Annotated in this window: 16 protein-coding genes; 8 read left to right on the forward strand and 8 right to left on the reverse strand. The window is 51.1% G+C overall.

All coding sequences use genetic code 11. From position 1 onward, the window contains the following. Positions 1 to 40 precede the first annotated feature (40 nt). From HNQ57_RS01695 to HNQ57_RS01725, 7 genes are all read left to right on the forward strand, one after another. Complete coding sequence (locus HNQ57_RS01695; protein ID WP_184460886.1) at positions 41 to 916, forward strand: alpha/beta fold hydrolase; 876 nt, start codon at positions 41 to 43, stop codon at positions 914 to 916. A 57-nt stretch (positions 917 to 973) separates the two neighbouring features. Further along, positions 974 to 1,375 carry a MerR family transcriptional regulator gene (locus HNQ57_RS01700; RefSeq protein ID WP_184460887.1) on the forward strand — a complete coding sequence of 134 codons (402 nt, stop codon included), beginning with the start codon at positions 974 to 976 and terminating at the stop codon, positions 1,373 to 1,375. Positions 1,376 to 1,417: 42 nt separating this feature from the next. Then, complete coding sequence (locus tag HNQ57_RS01705; protein ID WP_184460888.1) at positions 1,418 to 2,587, forward strand: isovaleryl-CoA dehydrogenase; 1,170 nt, start codon at positions 1,418 to 1,420, stop codon at positions 2,585 to 2,587. A 51-nt stretch (positions 2,588 to 2,638) separates the two neighbouring features. After that, positions 2,639 to 4,246: a carboxyl transferase domain-containing protein gene (locus HNQ57_RS01710; RefSeq protein WP_184460889.1), complete on the forward strand. Its 1,608-nt coding sequence runs from the start codon at positions 2,639 to 2,641 to the stop codon at positions 4,244 to 4,246. 66 nt (positions 4,247 to 4,312) lie between these two features. Further along, complete coding sequence (locus tag HNQ57_RS01715; protein WP_184460890.1) at positions 4,313 to 6,322, forward strand: acetyl-CoA carboxylase biotin carboxylase subunit; 2,010 nt, start codon at positions 4,313 to 4,315, stop codon at positions 6,320 to 6,322. Next, a complete protein-coding gene (locus HNQ57_RS01720; protein ID WP_184461118.1) occupies positions 6,322 to 7,224 on the forward strand; it encodes a hydroxymethylglutaryl-CoA lyase in 903 nt (300 codons plus the stop codon). Before HNQ57_RS01715 ends, HNQ57_RS01720 begins: the two co-directional genes overlap by 1 nt. Positions 7,225 to 7,566: 342 nt before the next feature. Then, positions 7,567 to 10,152, forward strand: a complete 2,586-nt coding sequence (locus HNQ57_RS01725; protein WP_184460891.1) for a TonB-dependent receptor — start codon at positions 7,567 to 7,569, stop codon at positions 10,150 to 10,152. An 81-nt stretch (positions 10,153 to 10,233) separates the two neighbouring features. Here the strand turns inward: HNQ57_RS01725 and HNQ57_RS01730 are convergent, their stop codons facing one another. The 3 genes from HNQ57_RS01730 to HNQ57_RS01740 form a co-directional block, all read right to left on the reverse strand. Then, positions 10,234 to 10,635, reverse strand: coding sequence for a GFA family protein (locus tag HNQ57_RS01730; protein WP_184460892.1), 402 nt, complete (start codon positions 10,633 to 10,635; stop codon positions 10,234 to 10,236). A 97-nt stretch (positions 10,636 to 10,732) separates the two neighbouring features. Beyond that, a complete protein-coding gene (locus HNQ57_RS01735) occupies positions 10,733 to 11,188 on the reverse strand; it encodes a nitroreductase/quinone reductase family protein (RefSeq protein WP_184460893.1) in 456 nt (151 codons plus the stop codon). 165 nt (positions 11,189 to 11,353) lie between these two features. Beyond that, entirely contained in the window at positions 11,354 to 12,025 is a 672-nt protein-coding gene (locus HNQ57_RS01740; RefSeq protein ID WP_184460894.1) for a type 1 glutamine amidotransferase domain-containing protein, read from the reverse strand. Between the two features lie 132 nt (positions 12,026 to 12,157). Between HNQ57_RS01740 and HNQ57_RS01745 the strand changes: the two genes are divergently transcribed. Beyond that, positions 12,158 to 13,039, forward strand: coding sequence for a LysR family transcriptional regulator (locus HNQ57_RS01745; RefSeq protein ID WP_184460895.1), 882 nt, complete (start codon positions 12,158 to 12,160; stop codon positions 13,037 to 13,039). Positions 13,040 to 13,123: 84 nt separating this feature from the next. Here the strand turns inward: HNQ57_RS01745 and HNQ57_RS01750 are convergent, their stop codons facing one another. From HNQ57_RS01750 to HNQ57_RS01770, 5 genes are all read right to left on the reverse strand, one after another. Next, the gene (locus HNQ57_RS01750) at positions 13,124 to 14,011 is read right to left on the reverse strand and encodes a TIGR01777 family oxidoreductase (protein ID WP_184460896.1); all 888 of its coding nucleotides are present in this window, start codon (positions 14,009 to 14,011) and stop codon (positions 13,124 to 13,126) included. Between the two features lie 287 nt (positions 14,012 to 14,298). Next, positions 14,299 to 15,570, reverse strand: a complete 1,272-nt coding sequence (locus HNQ57_RS01755) for an O-acetylhomoserine aminocarboxypropyltransferase/cysteine synthase family protein (protein WP_184460897.1) — start codon at positions 15,568 to 15,570, stop codon at positions 14,299 to 14,301. 121 nt (positions 15,571 to 15,691) lie between these two features. After that, positions 15,692 to 16,150 carry a DMT family transporter gene (locus tag HNQ57_RS01760; RefSeq protein ID WP_184460898.1) on the reverse strand — a complete coding sequence of 153 codons (459 nt, stop codon included), beginning with the start codon at positions 16,148 to 16,150 and terminating at the stop codon, positions 15,692 to 15,694. Between the two features lie 77 nt (positions 16,151 to 16,227). Further along, positions 16,228 to 16,671 carry a hypothetical protein gene (locus HNQ57_RS01765; RefSeq protein WP_184460899.1) on the reverse strand — a complete coding sequence of 148 codons (444 nt, stop codon included), beginning with the start codon at positions 16,669 to 16,671 and terminating at the stop codon, positions 16,228 to 16,230. A gap of 304 nt (positions 16,672 to 16,975) precedes the next feature. Next, positions 16,976 to 18,133: an acyl-CoA dehydrogenase family protein gene (locus HNQ57_RS01770; RefSeq protein WP_184460900.1), complete on the reverse strand. Its 1,158-nt coding sequence runs from the start codon at positions 18,131 to 18,133 to the stop codon at positions 16,976 to 16,978. Positions 18,134 to 18,164 lie beyond the last annotated feature (31 nt).

Raw genomic sequence — 18,164 nt, forward strand, 5'->3', positions numbered from 1 at the left:
TTTAATACCCACCGATTCACCTTCTTTCGAGCCATAGCCAATGCAAAATTACAGCGACTACTGGTATCAAAGCAGCGACGGCTTACGCCTTTATGCTCGCCAATACGGTAAAAGCAACGCTGAACACACCATCATCTGTATTCCGGGACTCACCCGCAATTCCGCCGACTTCACCCCGCTGTGCGAGCACCTAGCGATGCGCTATCGCATTCTTGCGGTTGATCTGCGCGGACGAGGCAATTCCGATTACGACAGCAATCCCCAAAATTATCACCCCGCCACGTACGCCCGCGATATGATTTGCTTACTCGACGATCTTAAGCTGAACTCGGCCATATTTATTGGCACATCCCTTGGCGGTCTGGTTTCGATTGTATTAGCCGCCACGGCGCCAGAACACGTTGTGGCCGCCACCCTCAACGACATCGGCCCCGAGGCCGATCAAGCGGGCTTAGATCGCATTAAATCCTATGTCAGCAACCCGAACTCCGCCAGCAACTGGGCAGAGGCCGCAGCGAATACCAAATCGACGCTTGGCCACGCCTACCCAAACTTTAGCGACGACGACTGGCAACAATTTACAAAGAATATTTACCGCGAGAACGCCCAGGGTCAACCGGAGCTGAGTTACGATCCGAATATTGCCCTGCTCTTACAACAGCAAAATGACGTTCCCCCAACGAATTTATGGCCGCTATTTAGGCTTATTCGCGACACCCCCCTATTATTAATTCGCGGCGCATTATCCGATATTTTAAGCCCGGACTGTGTCGCCAAAATGCAAGATCAGCAAGTAGACATGCAGTTTATTGAAGTACCAAACTGCGGACATGCGCCACTGCTCAGTGAGCCAAGCGCGCTTGGGGCTATTGATCGCTTCCTAAATAAAATCAAAGCAAAAGATCAACACAGTTGACGTTAACGTAAACTAGAAGTAAAGTTGGCAAATCGCAACCACAAAGCCAACTAATTTATGCCCCAGCAGACTTTTAGCATTTCTGATTTGGCCTCAGACTTCGACGTAAGCACTCGCACCATTCGCTTCTATGAAGAAAAAGGCCTAATCAATCCTGAGCGACGGGGTCAAACCCGAATTTATAGCGCCGCAGACCGGATTAAGCTCAAGCTAATTATTCGGGGCAAGCGCATGGGCTTATCGCTGGAAGACAGCAAAGACATTATTGAAATGTACCAGCCCGAGCACGACAACAGCCCCCAGCTCATCAAACTCATCAATAAGATTCGAGAACGCCAAGTTCTACTTAAAGAGCAATTGCGCGACGTCGAAGCCATGCTCGCCGAATTGGACGACGCCGAAGAGCGCTGCGTTCAAGCGCTCGCAGAAATGCAAAACACACAAAGTAAAACTGGCTAAGTCAGCTATACATAAAATACTCAATTATAGGGCACCCTACTTATGAGCAACTCCTACCCCACATTGAATTTTGGCCTTGGCGAAGAAATCGACATGTTGCGCGACGCCACCTACCAATTTGCCCAGGCGGAAATAGCGCCCCGCGCCGAGAGCATCGACAAAGACAATGCCTTCCCCATGGACTTATGGCGCAAAATGGGCGATATGGGATTGCTCGGCATCACCGTTAGCGAAGAATTCGGCGGCAGCGATATGGGCTATTTGGCCCATGTTATTGCCATGGAAGAAATCAGCCGCGCCTCAGCGTCGGTGGGTCTTTCCTACGGTGCGCATTCCAACCTCTGCGTAAACCAGATTTTCAAAAACGGCACCCAAGCTCAAAAAGAAAAATACCTGCCCAAGCTCTGCTCTGGTGAACACGTCGGCGCGCTGGCCATGTCTGAGCCCAATGCCGGTTCCGATGTCGTGAGCATGAAACTCAAAGCCGAAAAACAAGGCGACCACTATGTGCTTAACGGCAACAAGATGTGGATCACCAACGGCCCCGATGCTAATACCTATGTGATCTACGCCAAGACCGATATCAACGCCGGCCCACGAGGTATGACCGCATTTATAGTAGAGCGCGACTACCCCGGTTTTAGCCGCTCACCAAAGCTCGACAAACTCGGCATGCGCGGTTCCAACACCTGCGAACTCGTGTTTGAAGACTGCAAAGTGCCCGCCGAGAATATCCTCGGCAAAGAAGGTGAAGGCGTCAAAGTATTAATGAGCGGCCTCGACTTTGAGCGCACCGTTTTGTCCGGCGGCCCCACCGGCATTATGCAAGCCTGTATGGACGTGGTCGTACCCTATCTTCACGACCGCAAACAATTTGGCCAAAGCATTGGTGAATTCCAGCTTATGCAGGGCAAGCTCGCCGATATGTATACCGAACTCAATGCCAGCCGCGCCTATTTATACGCCGTCGCTCGGGCCTGTGATCGCGGCGAAGCCAGCCGTAAAGACGCCGCTGGCGTTATTCTTTACGCCGCAGAAAAAGCCACGCAAATGGCCCTGCAAGCCATCCAAACCTTAGGTGGCAACGGCTACACCAATGAATTTCCCACAGGCAGATTACTGCGCGACGCCAAACTATATGAAATTGGCGCAGGCACCTCAGAAATTCGCCGCATGCTCATTGGCCGCGAATTATTTAAAGAAACCGTTTAAATAAATTACGCACCACTAACAAACGCCCAGCGAACAAAAGGCACAAGGGAAATGACCGTACTCAAATCCAAAATCAATAGCCGCGACCCCAGCTTTGCTGAAAACGCGGCACATATGCAAGCCCAGGTCGACGACTTACAAAAGATCATTGCCGCGACCACCTTAGGCGGCGGCGAAAAGTCCCAGCGCCGTCATACCGAGCGCGGCAAGCTGCTGCCTCGCGAGCGCATCAACGTTTTGCTGGACGTCGGCACCCCCTTTTTAGAACTGTCGCAATTAGCAGCATATGAGGTCTATAAAGAAGAACTCGCCGCGGGGGGCATCATCACCGGTATCGGCAGAATCTGCGGCCAAGAATGCATGGTGATTGCCAATGACGCTACCGTAAAAGGTGGCAGTTATTTTCCGCTAACCGTAAAAAAACACCTGCGCGCCCAAACCATTGCCCAAGAGAATCACCTGCCCTGTATTTATTTGGTGGACTCCGGCGGCGCAAATTTGCCCCGCCAAGACGAGGTCTTTCCTGACCGCGAACACTTTGGTCGCTTCTTTTTCAATCAGGCCAACATGTCGGCCATGGGTATTCCCCAAATTGCCGTGGTCATGGGCAGCTGCACCGCCGGTGGCGCGTATATTCCGGCCATGGCTGACGAATCGATTATTGTGCGCGAACAAGGCACCATCTTTTTAGCCGGGCCGCCGCTGGTAAAAGCCGCAACAGGTGAAGTCGTGAGCGCCGAAGATCTTGGCGGCGCCGATGTCCATTGCCGCACCTCTGGCGTTGCCGACCACTACGCCCAAAACGATCATCACGCCCTGCAATTAGCGCGCAACGCCGTAAAGCGTTTAAACCGTCGTAAACCACAGTCTTTAGACGTGGCCCCCAGCCAAGAGCCAGCCTACCCTGCTGACGAAATCTACGGCATCATTCCCAAAGACAGCCGCAAGCCCTACGACGTGCGCGAAATTATTGCCCGCGTCGTTGACGGCTCAGACTTTGATGAATTTAAAGCCCTCTACGGCACCACCTTAATTTGCGGCTTTGCCCGCATTTTTGGTTATCCCGTCGGCATCGTCGCCAATAACGGTATTTTGTTTTCTGAATCGGCCCAAAAAGGCACGCACTTTATTGAGCTGTGCGCCCAGCGCAAAATTCCGCTGATCTTTTTACAAAACATCACCGGCTTTATGGTGGGTCAGCAATACGAAGCCGGCGGTATTGCCAAGCACGGCGCAAAAATGGTGATGGCCGTGGCCTGCGCTAAAGTCCCCAAACTCACGGTATTGATCGGCGGTTCTTTTGGCGCCGGCAACTACGGCATGTGTGGCCGCGCCTACGACCCGCGCTTTATGTTTATGTGGCCCAATGCCCGTATTTCCGTTATGGGCGGCGAGCAAGCGGCTGGGGTAATGGCGCAAATAAAACGCGACCAATACGAGCGTGAAAATCAAGACTGGCCAGCAGAAGAAGAAAAAGCTTTTAAACAGCCGATCCTCGACACGTATGAGAAGCAAGGTCACCCCTATTACGCCTCGGCGCGGCTGTGGGACGACGGCGTGATCGACCCCGCCGACACCCGCATGGTATTGGGTTTGAGCTTGTCGGCCAGTTTGAACAAGCCAATTGAAGACAGCAAATTTGGCGTATTCAGAATGTAAATTCAATGCCTCGCCAAAAAGCGACACAACCGTATATTCCGTATTCCAAACAGTGGAAACGCAAACATGTTCGATAAAATTTTAATTGCTAACCGTGGCGAAATTGCCTGCCGTGTTATTAAAACTGCCCGCCGTATGGGTGTGCGCACCGTGGCCGTATACAGCGACGCCGATCGCAATGCCCTGCACGTGAGCATGGCCGACGAAGCCATTCACATTGGTGGCTCCGCAGCACGGGACTCCTACTTAGATATTGAGAAAGTCATCGCCGCCGCAAAGAAATCTGGCGCCCAAGCCATTCACCCTGGCTACGGGTTTTTATCAGAAAACGCCGCCTTTTGCCGTCGCTGCGCCGCCGAGAATATTGTTTTCATTGGGCCGCCTACGCCAGCGATTGAAGCCATGGGCTCGAAATCCGCCGCCAAACAAATCATGGAAAAAGCCGGTGTGCCACTGGTGCCCGGTTACCACGGCGACGATCAAGACCCTGAGATAATTCGCAAAGCCGCCAACGATATGGGCTACCCCGTATTGCTCAAGGCAACCGCGGGCGGCGGCGGTAAAGGTATGCGCCAAGTATGGAGCGCAGAAGAGTTTGACTCTGCCCTAGCGGCTGCCAAGCGCGAAGCCATGAACGGTTTTGGCGACGACACCATGCTAGTGGAGAAATACCTCACCCAGCCTCGCCATATTGAAATTCAAGTGTTCTGCGACAGCCACGGCAATGCGGTGTATTTATTCGAGCGCGACTGTTCTATTCAACGCCGCCACCAAAAAGTGGTGGAAGAAGCGCCCGCACCGGGCATGACCGAAACCCTTCGCGCGGAAATGGGGCAAGCCGCCGTGCGCGCCGCCCAGGCCATTGACTATATTGGCGCCGGCACCGTTGAGTTTCTCCTCGACGTTGATGGCAGCTTCTACTTTATGGAAATGAATACCCGCCTACAGGTGGAACACCCAGTCACCGAAATGATCACCGGCCTCGATCTGGTTGAGTGGCAGCTGCACGTTGCTGCTGGCGGCACCCTGCCCCTTAAGCAAAACGAATTGCAAATCAATGGCCACGCCATTGAAGTGCGTATTTACGCCGAAGACCCAGACAATGAATTTTTACCGCAAACGGGTAAGCTACACTTTTTAGAAACCCCCGCAGAATCCGAGCATGTGCGCATCGATACAGGCGTTATTGAAGGTGATGAGGTCAGCGTTTTTTATGACCCCATGATCGCCAAACTTATTGTCTGGGACAGCAATCGCCAGCAAGCCCTGCGCCGGCTAAGTACTGCATTAAAAGACTATCGACTAAACGGGGTCACCACCAATATCGATTTTCTCTACACCCTAATTAGCCACCCCGCATTTTGCAGCGCCGATTTCGACACGGGCTTTATTGGTAAACACGAAGCCAGCTTGTTCAGCAAAACCGCCAGCCAGCTAGGCGACAACCTGCCCCTAGCGGCGCTCTATTTAATAATGCGCCAAAAACAAATCATTGCCGAGCGCGCCAGCCATAGTGTGGACGCCAATTCGCCGTGGAATAACGCCCACAGCTGGCGCCTGAATCAGCCGGCCCAACATCAATTTGATCTGCAATTTGGCGAGCAAGTCATCGCCATTAGCGCCACCGCACAGTCATCCAACTCTAACGCCAGCTTTGTGATTCGCAGTGGCGACGCCGAATTCACGGTCAGCGGTGAATTGCAGGGGCGTGTGCTGCTGGCCGATATTAACGGCCACCGGCAGAGCGTCAGCGTGTCTGAACACGATGGCGGCTACAGCATGTACAGCACTGAGCGCGCCGTGCACTTCAATATAAAACGTCCGGACTTAGGCGACGACAACGGCGACGCGACCGAGAATCAATTAGTCGCCCCCATGAACGGCACCGTAGTCAGCCATTTGGCTACGGTCGGCAGCGCTGTGAAAAAAGGCGATCCGCTACTGATTATGGAAGCTATGAAAATGGAGCACACCATTCGCGCCCCAAGCGACGGCACGGTAAAAGCTTTTTATTACCAGCCCGGCGAATTGGTCAGCGGTGGCGCCGAATTACTGCAGCTAGAGGCCGCTGAATGATGAATGCCAATATCCCCAGCAGCGTCCGTATTGTCGAGGTTGGCCCCCGCGATGGCCTGCAAAACGAAAAGCAGCCTATTGATATCGCCACCCGTGTGCAGCTAATCAATATGCTCACTGCCGCCGGTCTCAACACCATTGAGGCTGGCAGTTTTGTGAACCCAGCGTGGGTACCGCAAATGGCCGGTAGCGAGGAGGTATTCAAGCAAATTGATCGCCTTCCCGGTGTTCGGTATGTGGCACTGGTACCAAATAGTAAAGGCTTTGAGCGCGCCACTAGCGCTAACGCCAATGAAGTCGCAATTTTCGCTGCAGCCTCAGAAGGCTTTAGCCAAAAGAATATTAATTGCAGTATTGATGAGAGCATTGACCGCTTTCTGCCAATCATGAAGGCAGCCAAAGCGATGGACATTCCGGTGCGCGGATACGTGTCTTGCGTACTCAGCTGTCCTTACGAAGGTGAAATAGACCCACAAAAAGTCGCTCAGGTTACCGCGCGTTTATTTGCGCTGGGCTGCTACGAAGTTTCCTTGGGTGACACCGTTGGCACCGGCACCCCCGCGTCGGTCAATCGCATGTTAGATGCCGTGCTAAAGATCGCCCCCGCCGAAAGGCTGGCAGTCCACTTTCACGACACCTACGGCCAGGCCTTAGCCAATATTTACGCCTCACTGCAAAGGGGCATAGCGGTCATCGACAGCTCAATTGCAGGCTTGGGTGGCTGCCCCTATGCCAAAGGCGCAGCAGGCAATGTCGCGACCGAAGACCTCGTCTATATGCTCAATGGCCTGGGTATTCACCACGGTGTGAATCTCAACAAACTCATCGCGGCGGGTCAGTTCATTAGTGAAAAACTAAATCGACAAAGTGGTTCAAAAGTCGCCCTCGCCGCTAGCCGATAAATAAGAATGGTGCCGAAAGCGAGTAGGTTTTGCCTGCACGCATCGCCCTAGCGGCCGCTAGGGCGGGAATTCCGTCAAACATTGTTCGTCATAACATAACCTTCCCAGCCCATTAATATAATCAAACTAAGGCTTGCACCTTGGCCTCCCGCTTGCCAAATCTCCCACAGCGTTTAGGTTTAAAGGGCTTTCCCGCCACACTCTCGCCACACGGCTAAATTAAATAATCGCCATTTAACGCTCAACTATTGCACAATAAATACACCTTAGTGTAATAATAGCCTAGCGTTTAAAAATAACAAAAGGCTGTTGCGCCACAGCCGCCAGAGAGGTATTACCACCGTGATTAGCCGACAAGCATTACCCGGCAAGGGTTTCATCACACTGTTAGTGCTGAGCGCGCTGAACTGCAGCGACCTCCACGCCGCCAGTGGTACGCTTGAAGAAGTACTCGTTACCGCCCGAAAGCGCAGCGAAAGCATGCAAGACATTCCAATTGCCGTAAGTGCAATTAGCGCTGAAGACCTCCGAGACCGGGGTATTAGCAACACCAGCGAGCTCACAAAATCCGTTCCCAGCTTGGAAATTCGCAAAGGCCAAGCGAATCAGATCTATATACGCGGTATTGGCGAACGCACCGGCTTCGCGCGTGTAGACCCCACTGTTGGCGTCTATCTTGACGACTTGTTCCTACCCCGCTCCGACGGCCAGTTACTCGACACGGTCGATATCCGCAGCATACAAGTACTGCGCGGCCCCCAAGGCACCCTATTCGGCAAGAACACCACGGGCGGCGCGATGGTTGTCAGTCTCCTCAAGCCCGATGACAGCGACGATGCCTACGTCGAATTAGGCCTCGGTAACTACGCAATGAATCGCCTAAAAGCGGGCATTAACATCCCAATTAATGATCATTTTTATACCCGGGCGGCTATCAATATCACCAAAGACGACGGTTATCTCGAAGACATTGGGCCCAGCGGGAACACACCGAGCAACGACCGTCAGTCGCTGTTACTGCAAACCCGCTGGGAACCCAGCGAAAGTTTTACCCTCGACACCCAGGCGTTTCTTGGCAAGACCCGCGAGATGATGACCGGCACCACCTGTACGCTCCCCAATGAGAACGCGCTCTACTACAAAGGCCTTTGGGTAGCACACAGCGGTGACACCGATCCGTCTAACCCGCGCGCGTTCAAGGAAAACTGCGAGTCTAACTCCCGCGCTCGCCTTGGTGACCTGAAGACCAACCTCGGAGACGCTCCTCGGCTAACCAAAGATCTAGACACCCTGTTACTGGCCGCAACCGCCGAATGGCAGTTATCTGAGTCGCTCAATCTTAAAACCGTGTTGGGCCTGAGGGGCGAAAAAGAGGGGCCCATCCACGCCAGCGACCCAGACGGTGGCCCTGCGCTGTGGAGTAGCTACATGAATACTGAAGATAGCGACCGGCGCTCTTACAGCTTTGAAATTCAGCTGAATGGCGATGCCATGGGGCAGCGTTTACGCTACACCGCAGGTTTGTTCGCCATGCAAGAAAGCAATACCGAGAATTTCTCAATATCCAATGCCTTTCGCGGCATAGACAGCCAAACCCTCGCCGAAATCGGCGCCAGCACTAATCCGACGCAACCGCTACCCGGCGGAACGGTTCCACTTGTTGGCTTTATCGGCGCGCCCTTAGTGGTATCTGATTTTGATCTGGAAAACAGCACTGGCGCAATATTCGCCCAAGTGTCTTTCGATATTACGGAGCTACTCGAAATCACCCTCGGTTATCGCGTCACCGCTGAGCGCCGTCACTCCGAGCTCAGCACCACTGAAGCTGATATGGACGCTATTGGCCAGCAGTTAACGACTGGCGGCCTGTTTGGCGCGGCGAGCAATATTGCGGTCTTTGGCCCTGGCGCATCAGGCTTTTATCCCTACTTGGGGCCATTGCGCTGGCTCGATGACCCCGTCGGCCTTGCCAACCAAATTTTTACCGACGCTGATGGCGACGCATTGATCGACTACCCGCTAGACCCCGATTCCAAACGCACGGAAATGCGTGAAGAGACGTTTAGCCAAAGCACGCCAATGCTGTCATTAGCCTACAACCTACCCGACAATTGGCTAGACAGTAGCCCCCTGAACAGTGCCATGGTGTACGCAACCTGGAGCCGCGGTTTCAAATCTGGCTTTTTCGAGCCTCGGGGCGTTGACGGCTTACAGCGCGTAGACCCAGAAGTGGTGACCAACCACGAGCTCGGTTTCAAGATCGACGCCTTTGACCGCAGTGTTCGTTTAAATGGCGCGGTGTACGCTATGGACTTTGAAGATCAGCAGCTCATCGCCGTTGGCGCCGACTCGGCCCAAAACGTGGTAGTGGTATTTGGCAACGCTGGCCAATCTGAAATTCGCGGCGGCGAGTTAGAACTACTTTGGTTACCGAGTGTTCAGCTACAGATTAACGCCAGCCTAAGCCTCAATAATTATCGCTACACGGACTTCAGCGAACTGGACTTACAGGGTGCTATTCTCGGCAGACAAGACATCGTCGACCGCCGCAACGAAACCTTCCCGGTATCGCCAGACAAATCGGCTGCGGTTGGTGTGCAATACAGCTGGTCTGGGGACTACGGCTCACTTATCTCACGACTCGATCTTAGCTATAAAAGCGAGATTTTCTATGGCTTCGATCCCGCGTCTTACGCCGCCTTTAAACGCGACGCAAAATCCGCTGGCCAACCCGCCTATCAACTGCTCGATGCTCGTCTTAGTTGGCAAAACCCAGAAGGTGATCTGAGTGTCTCGGCATGGGTTAAAAACCTTAGCGACGAGCGCTACCGAATCGGTGTAGTTGCCGTGGCAGACTCGTCTGGTGTTTACAACGAAGGTTGGGGCGAACCTCGTATGTTTGGCATTGATCTGCGCCAAGAGTTTTAAAAAAATAGCGTAAGTAGGTCGCCTCCTGTGGCGATCTACTTACTGCAGCAGCAAAATCAATAGCGTAAATCGACTACAATATTAGTTCGGAAATCCCGCAAAGCACTGAATCGCTTCTAGCGCATTATCCCAATTTGCCTTGCTCGCCGTAAAAAGGTGAGCTTGGGGCATAAGCGCGACATCACCGTCTAAACTACCCGCAGGAACAACAACCACGTCCTTGCCACTTAAAATATAGGGCAGCGCCGAACCACAAATCGAACAGAAGCTGCGCTGATGCCGGGTATTTGGCAATCCAAAAACGGATACGCTGTCTTTACCTTGTAACCATAGTAACTCTCCCCCACGGCCAAATAAATTAGCCCCATGAGCGGAGCCAGAACCTTTACGACAATACTCGCAATGGCAGAGAAAGAATTTTTGGAAGTCGCCAATAAATTCAAAAGCGACTTCACCACAGAGACAAGAACCTCGGCTTTTCATAATTAAGTACGCTCTTGTTAGAGGAGTATTCAATCAAAATTAAACCATCACCTTATTGCAATACCCCACTTTTACGCAAAACAAGGACCTCAATAAGTTAGGCCGGATAAAATACAACCACCGGAATTTCACGATCAGTTGCTGCTTTATAGCTGGCATAGGGCGCAAAATACGCTTCCATCAAATTCCACAGCCTTGCTCGCTCTTCACCTGCGGCGACCTTCGCAATGGCTTTAAACTCGTCATTGGCCACTTTCACGGTAATATCTTGATTCGCTTGCAGGTTTAAAAACCACGCGGGATGCGCTGGCGCACCGCCCTTGGAAGCGATTACACAAAAACCGCCATCTCCGCTTGGCCGGTAAATTAGCGGAATAATTAAGGTCTTACCGGACTTCCGGCCAGTGGTCGTCAGCAACAAGGTAGTTAACATCCCCTCGCCGCCACCCAAGCTCGCGTCCCAGAGATGAGCCGCTTCGCCATCGTTAAGATAGGCATTCACATGATCGCTCATCCACGACGGCAAATAATCCGGCAGTTTAATATCGCTCATTGTTATACACCTCGATTTGTTGATACCTCGTTCAGCTAATTTAATAGCTGAAAATTTGCCGGCACGGCGAATACGCTGTTAGCAATATAGACTAGACCGCTTGCCGGTATTTTCCATCGACAAGCGGCCTGCAAAATACGACATGGCTTGCTAAGCCCGCCAGAATTAAGCCAGCTGCCTAACGAGCGCCTCGCCAACCGCATGAGCACTTGCTGGGTTCTGTCCCGTGATCACTCGATCTGCTTCGATAACAAACACGCCCCAGGGCTGAACTTTGCTGTAAAGTGCTGCGCTGCGTGCCAGCGACTCTTCCAATAGAAAGGGAACATCAGCAATTGTTCCGTAATCGATTTCTTCTTCGCGCGTAAACCCCGTTACCGATTTGCTGGCTAACAATTTTTCACCCGTGCTTAATATAATTGGCAGCAAGGCCGCAGGGCCATGACATACCGCCGCCAATACACCGCCGCTCTCGTAATGTTTAGCGCTGAGCTTTGCGAAGTCTTCGTTGGTGGCTAAATCCGACAGCAAGCCAAATCCACCGGGATAAAACACGGCAGCGTAGTCCGCAATATTTACCTGCGAGACCGGTAGTGTGTTGTTGATCCGATTTTGAAACTCTTCGTTGTTTAGAATCGCCTCGTTAACGCTGTCGCCCTCAATATCGGTACCGTATAACGGCGCCTTACCACCTTTAATCGATGCGATATCGTAGTCTAGCCCCGCCGCCAAAAATACCTGTAGCGCATGCGTAAGCTCAGGTGAATACGTGCCATTGGCTTGATCTGTTTCACCTAATGTTGCGTGGTTTGTCACTGGAATCAATATTTTCTTCATTGCAATTCTCCTGCCTTAAATGTGTTGAGCTGGCGTATTTACACCATGAAGCTATCTTATTAGACTGCGCTTTCAGCAACAATATGGTAATTTGACAAAGCACTATTGCCAAACAGCAACAACGAGTCAGATATGAATAATTTTGACGGTATTATCGAATTTGTCGAAGTAGCAGAAAGCCAAGGCTTCTCTGCGGCGGCAAAGCAGATGAACTGCAGCACCAGCCATGTGAGCAGGCAGGTTTCCCGTCTTGAAGCGCGGCTCGGCAGCGCACTGCTCGCGCGCACGACCCGCAGCGTAAGTCTCACCGAAGCCGGTCAGGCCTATTACCGCCAGTGCCGCGACCTAGTCGACGGATTGCAACAAGCCAATGAACAAATCAACGCTCAGCAAGTTCAGCTCAATGGCACTCTGCGAGTCAGCGCGGCCGGCCCCTTTGCCGAGCGCTATGTTGTGCCAGCGCTGATCGAGTTTGCCCAACAGCACCCAGAGCTGACCGTCGACATTGACTTTAATAGCCACAAAATTAATCTCATTGAAGACGGCATAGACTTCGCCATTCGCTACGGGAAATTAGAGGATTCTGGCTTAGTGGCACGGCGCTTACTCCCCCGCCCCTTGATGGCCGTAGCCAGTCCCCAATACCTAAAACAACACGGCACCCCTACTCATCCCAATCAACTTAAGGCGCATAACTGCATTGTGTCCAACAACAACCACTGGCAATTTGAGCACGATGGCACCGCGCTTTACGTAAAAGTGAACGGTCGCTGGAAAAGCAATAATGCCCACGCAGTCGTAAACGCCTGCGAGCAACACCTCGGTATCGCCTACATGCCAAAGATCAATTTTTTGCAGTCGATTAATTCGGGCACATTGAGCCCAGTACTAGAACCCTATTGGAGCAAAGGCGCCGGCAGCTGGATCGTCTACCAAAATCGTCGGTTTCTGCCCATGCGGGCCCGACTGGCCATCGATCATTTGATAAATTATTTTAAGGATTGGGAGGAATAGACAATTGCTTCGATACAGTAAGGTATTAAGCTGATCGAGGCTTTGCATACCACGCCAATGACCTTGATACACCCCTGCTTGCGCTCACAATACACTTGCCAACGCTGTCTCTAAATATTCATATTTAAATTTAAAACCCAGTTGTTCAAGCTTAACGGGCCGCACCTGCTTGCCAGCCAGTATCAACTCCCGCCCCATCTCGCCCATTAAAACGTTTATGACAAAGGACGGCATCGGCAAGATGGTGGGCCGCTTTAAACATTTCCCCAAAGTGGTAGTGAAATCCTTGTTCGTCACCGGATTCGGCGCGGTACAATTGACCGGGCCCTGAATGTGGCTATTGGCTATGCAGTGGTCAATGATCCCGATGAGGTCTTGCAAATGTATCCACGGCATCCACTGCACTCCAGAGCCAATTCGTCCGCCAAAGCCCAAGCTAAAGGGCGGTATCATCTTTTGCAATGCCCCACCCTTGCCACCTAAAACAATACCGATGCGCAGCAAGCACGTGCGAATACCGAGAGCCTCGGCCGCTAGAGCGCTGGCCTCCCATTGGGCACAAAGGCGGCTGGCGAAACTGTCATCACCACCACAGCTTTCATCTATCACCTCGTCGGTGAGGCCAGTGCCGTAATAGCCTATGGCGGAAGCACTTATAAATACGGCGGGCCTTGTCTTGGCATGGGTTAAATAGGTGATAATTTCGTCTGTCACCGCTACCCGGCTGTCTACAAGCTTTTGCTTTTGTGAGTCTGACCATCGTTTATCCGCAATCGGCTCGCCAGCAAGATTGATGACGACATCAAAGCTGACATCCGGGCTAATCTCGCTCAGGTGCTCAACGCCCGTCATATTGTCGTTAATCAGTTCTGGGCGGCGAGTTTTAATGACAATGTAATGACCTTGCTGGCGTAGATGAGCACATAATGCGCTGCCAATAAAGCCGGTACCGCCAGTAATAAGAAAATTCATAGACAAGACCTTGGCTGTGTATTTGACGCTATATTTAGCATACGCCATTCATCAGCAAATAGATTAGGTCATTTTCCGGGAGAGCGCGTGCCAATAACGGCTTTCGTGCGTGGCAGCTGGTCAATGAGTTAAGCACCTATTGGCGATCAAGTACCAACATAGAAATCACATCTTAAAGTGCAGGAACATGAACGCGAAAACCCAAGCGTAGCACTCACGCTTTGCGAGGCACGCTTAGTACACTCCCCCCAGAGCAAAACTTGCCGTGGAGGGAGGGATAGCGCCTCTTAAGCCTTATCCAGCGCCTGGCTAACGTCAGCAATAATATCGTCGATGTGTTCAATACCCACTGAAATTCGAATCAAATCAGTACTGACACCCGCAGAAGCAAGTTCCTTTTCATTCAACTGTCTGTGGGTTGTCGAGGCCGGGTGACACGCCAGCGACTTTGCGTCGCCAATATTCACTAGGCGTAAAATCATCTGTAGCGAATCAATAAACCGCGTGCAGGCTTCAATTCCCCCCGTAACACCAAAACTTAAAATACCAGAGGCTTTGCCGTTAGTGATTTTCTGACAGCTTGCGTAATAAGGGCTATCGGGCAACGCAGCATAATTAACCCACTCAACCTTCTCATGTTGTTGCAGGAATACGGCAAGCTTCTCAGCATTTTCGCAATGACGTTCCATACGCAGACCCAATGTTTCTAAGCCCTGTAAAAGCTGAAAGGCATTCATTGGTGAGAGTGCTGCGCCAGTATTCCGCAGGGGCACAACACGACAGCGTCCTATATAGGCAGCTGCGCCCAAGGCTTCGGTGTATACAACACCGTGATAAGACGGGTCGGGTTCGTTTAAAATCGGAAAACGCTTTTTATTTGCCACCCAGTCAAACTTACCCGAATCAACTATCGCGCCGCCGATCGAGGTGCCGTGGCCGCCGATGTATTTGGTGAGTGAGTGCACCACAATATCTGCCCCCAACTCAAATGGTCGGCATAAATAAGGGGTAGCAACGGTGTTATCAACAATCAATGGCACGCCATGTTTATGCGCTATTTCAGCTAGACGAACAATATCAACAACATTGCCCGCTGGGTTACCTATAGATTCGCAAAAAATGGCCTTGGTCTTGTCGTCAATGGCATTTTCGAAGCCCGCATAATCGTCGTGCGAGATCATTCTCGCCTCAACACCCTGACGCGGCAATGAGTGTGCAAAGAAGTTGTAAGTGCCGCCGTACAATTGGCTGGTACTCACAATATTATCGCCAACTTCACATATGCACTGAATCGCGTAAGTGATCGCCGCCATACCCGAGGCAACACAAAGCGCACCAACGCCGCCTTCCATTGCCGCGATACGCTGCTCCAACACGTCCGTTGTGGGGTTCATAATACGGGTGTAAATATTACCCGGCACTTTGAGGTCAAATAAATCGGCACCGTGCTGGGTGTCATCAAAGGTATAAGAGGTTGTTTGGTAAATTGGCACGGCTGCGGCTTTTGTTGTTGCTTCCGACGTGTAACCTTGGTGCAGGGCGATTGATTCTAGTTTCATATTATTTCTCTCCTTAGGAATAACTTTTATTAAATGACAAAAGTACTGCAGTATAGCGATTGTTTAATCATGGTCAGATTTTGTCCCTGGCATTGCTAAGTAATACAAAATTCGCCCGCGACTATACCTTTGGCGTCTTGTTCAGCACCATAAACACACCCAAAGCCATTAATACTAGGCCGACGCCTCGTTGAGCACCGAACGCATATTTTTGAACACCGAGAAGACCAAAGTGATCGATAATAGTCATTGCGATGAGCTGCCCAAGCAACACAAAGGAAATCGCATTAGATACGCCAAAGCGCGGTGCAACCCACGTTATACTCAAAATATAGAATACGACAAAAAAGCCACCAAAATACAAGTACCGGGGAGTATCTGTACCAAACAAATTGGCCGGTAGGCCTACAGTTGCAAGCAGGTAGGCTGTTGCTAAGATCAAGCCTATAAAAAACAGTATGGCTGCCGCGTGGGCTGGGCTCTGTAGCCTTTCGCCCAGACCACCGTTGAGCGCAGCCATAACGGGAATACCCAATCCAGCGACCAGCATTACTGATGAATAAATCAGGGTGTTACTCATATATTTACCGCAGTAGATAATATTTCATACTAAATTCCCAGCCCCTAGGCCGAACTTACTTTAAGCATATTTCACGACTAGATAAGCGCCACTATCACACCGTAAAACAGAACAAGAAAACCAAGCACTTCTGCTGCGATAAGCATCCACATGTGTACCGAAATAAGTTTTGACGATATGCTAGCTTTACCAACGTGAAAAGGTGGCTTTAGTTGATTATCAGTATCTTGCAAAAGCCCATGGATAAAGTAAGTAAATATAGCGCTGGCAAAATAAAGCAAAACCGCGCTTACCGCGACGGTCTCTACCATGCTAGGCAGCTGACTTATTTCAACAAATTTAGCAAGTAAGATAGCGGCAAACGCATACAGCAATGACGAGCGATGACATATATCGACATAGGGATGCGCTTGGCCATTTTCAGAAGCCATAATTTGCTGGTATTTCCAGATACCGGACAACAAACCAACAAGGAAAAATACCCCCGCAGAGATCACTGCCACGCTTTCTGCTGTTTCCATGAATTTTACTCTCGACATCATTGCTAAAGACAAAAAAACGACTACACACATTATGTGGCAAAGCACAATTTAAACTAAATTCAGCAACGATTACTGCCATTAATAGCTGCGCGGTACTGTAACAGATCTTGTTATTTAACGGTAAAAAGCAGCTGCAACTTTGCAGTTTTTAAAATTCGCAAAAACCCACAACGTTCTGGTTTGGTAACTAGTAATGATGCGTAACACAATATCTTTGAGAGCAGCATATTGCTGGCCCTAAGTTAGCCATCCTTGGCTAGGCCATGTACTTTGAATGCGGGATTTATTTCTTGCGGCTAGGTAATATCCCCATGGTCTTACAAATAATACTGAGCATCACTTCGTCGGCGCCACCACCGATTGAGGTGAGCCGGCTATCTCGGTAGGCACGGGCAACGGGGTTGTCCCACATATAGCCCATGCCGCCCCAGTACTGCATGCAGCTGTCGCTGACTTCGCGCAGCAAGCGACCAACCTTTAGTTTGGCCATAGATGCTTTGCGGGTAACATCTTCGCCGTCGATATAGCCTTCTACGGCGTTGTAGACTAAGGCGCGCAGGGCTTCAACTTCGGTTTGTAGCTCCGCCATGCGGAAGTGCACTACTTGATTGTCGAGTACTGACTGACCGAAGATCTGGCGATCGCGAGTATATTCAATGGTTTTGTTTATGCAGTCTTCCATGCCCTTTAAGCCACCAGCCGCGGCAAATAAACGCTCTTCTTGAAATTGCAGCATTTGATAGATAAAGCCGTGCCCCTCTTCACCAATCAGGTTTTTTTGTGGCACTCGCACATCGTCAAAGAAAACTTGAGCGGTATCTGAAGACCGCATACCCAGCTTATTCAGGCGTTCAGAAAATGACACACCGGGGGTATTGGTGGGCACAATAATCAGCGATTTATTGAGGTGCGGTTTATCGTCACTAGTATTGGCAAGCAAGCACAAATAGTCGGCTTGGGTGGAGTTGGTAATCCACATTTTAGTACCGTTAATAACGTAATCATCACCGTCTTTTTTGGCCGTAGTTTTAATTGCCGCTACATCGGAACCGGCGTGGGGCTCACTCACAGCAATAGAAAATACCGCATCACCAGCAATAGCGGGAACTAAAAACTCACGGCGCAGTTCGTCGCTGCCAAAGCGCGCCAAGGCGGGTGTTGCCATATCGGTTTGCACACCAATGCCCATCGACACACCGCCGCTGGCGATGCGGCCCAGCTCCTCGGAGAACACGATTTGGTAGCTGTAATCTAAGCCCATGCCGCCATACTCGACGGGTTTAGCTATGCCCAGTAAGCCGAGATTTCCCATTTTTTTAAACAATTCATGGGCCGGAAAAATACCTTCGGCCTCCCACTGATCTGCATAGGGGTTAATTTCGGTATCAATAAAGCGGGCGATGGTTTCGCGTATGGCATTGTGTTCTTCGGTAAATTTCATGATGACTCCATATTATTTATATTTGCAGCGC

Source organism: Zhongshania antarctica, assembly GCF_014202945.1.
Taxonomy (GTDB): domain Bacteria; phylum Pseudomonadota; class Gammaproteobacteria; order Pseudomonadales; family Spongiibacteraceae; genus Spongiibacter; species Spongiibacter antarcticus.

Coding starts and splice junctions, on each gene's coding strand:
- HNQ57_RS01695 (WP_184460886.1), top strand. CDS start 41: ATGCAAAATTACAGCGACTACTGGTATCAAAGCAGCGACGGCTTACGC.
- HNQ57_RS01700 (WP_184460887.1), top strand. CDS start 974: ATGCCCCAGCAGACTTTTAGCATTTCTGATTTGGCCTCAGACTTCGAC.
- HNQ57_RS01705 (WP_184460888.1), top strand. CDS start 1,418: ATGAGCAACTCCTACCCCACATTGAATTTTGGCCTTGGCGAAGAAATC.
- HNQ57_RS01710 (WP_184460889.1), top strand. CDS start 2,639: ATGACCGTACTCAAATCCAAAATCAATAGCCGCGACCCCAGCTTTGCT.
- HNQ57_RS01715 (WP_184460890.1), top strand. CDS start 4,313: ATGTTCGATAAAATTTTAATTGCTAACCGTGGCGAAATTGCCTGCCGT.
- HNQ57_RS01720 (WP_184461118.1), top strand. CDS start 6,322: ATGAATGCCAATATCCCCAGCAGCGTCCGTATTGTCGAGGTTGGCCCC.
- HNQ57_RS01730 (WP_184460892.1), bottom strand. CDS start 10,635: ATGAAAAGCCGAGGTTCTTGTCTCTGTGGTGAAGTCGCTTTTGAATTT.
- HNQ57_RS01735 (WP_184460893.1), bottom strand. CDS start 11,188: ATGAGCGATATTAAACTGCCGGATTATTTGCCGTCGTGGATGAGCGAT.
- HNQ57_RS01740 (WP_184460894.1), bottom strand. CDS start 12,025: ATGAAGAAAATATTGATTCCAGTGACAAACCACGCAACATTAGGTGAA.
- HNQ57_RS01745 (WP_184460895.1), top strand. CDS start 12,158: ATGAATAATTTTGACGGTATTATCGAATTTGTCGAAGTAGCAGAAAGC.
- HNQ57_RS01750 (WP_184460896.1), bottom strand. CDS start 14,011: ATGAATTTTCTTATTACTGGCGGTACCGGCTTTATTGGCAGCGCATTA.
- HNQ57_RS01755 (WP_184460897.1), bottom strand. CDS start 15,570: ATGAAACTAGAATCAATCGCCCTGCACCAAGGTTACACGTCGGAAGCA.
- HNQ57_RS01760 (WP_184460898.1), bottom strand. CDS start 16,150: ATGAGTAACACCCTGATTTATTCATCAGTAATGCTGGTCGCTGGATTG.
- HNQ57_RS01765 (WP_184460899.1), bottom strand. CDS start 16,671: ATGGAAACAGCAGAAAGCGTGGCAGTGATCTCTGCGGGGGTATTTTTC.
- HNQ57_RS01770 (WP_184460900.1), bottom strand. CDS start 18,133: ATGAAATTTACCGAAGAACACAATGCCATACGCGAAACCATCGCCCGC.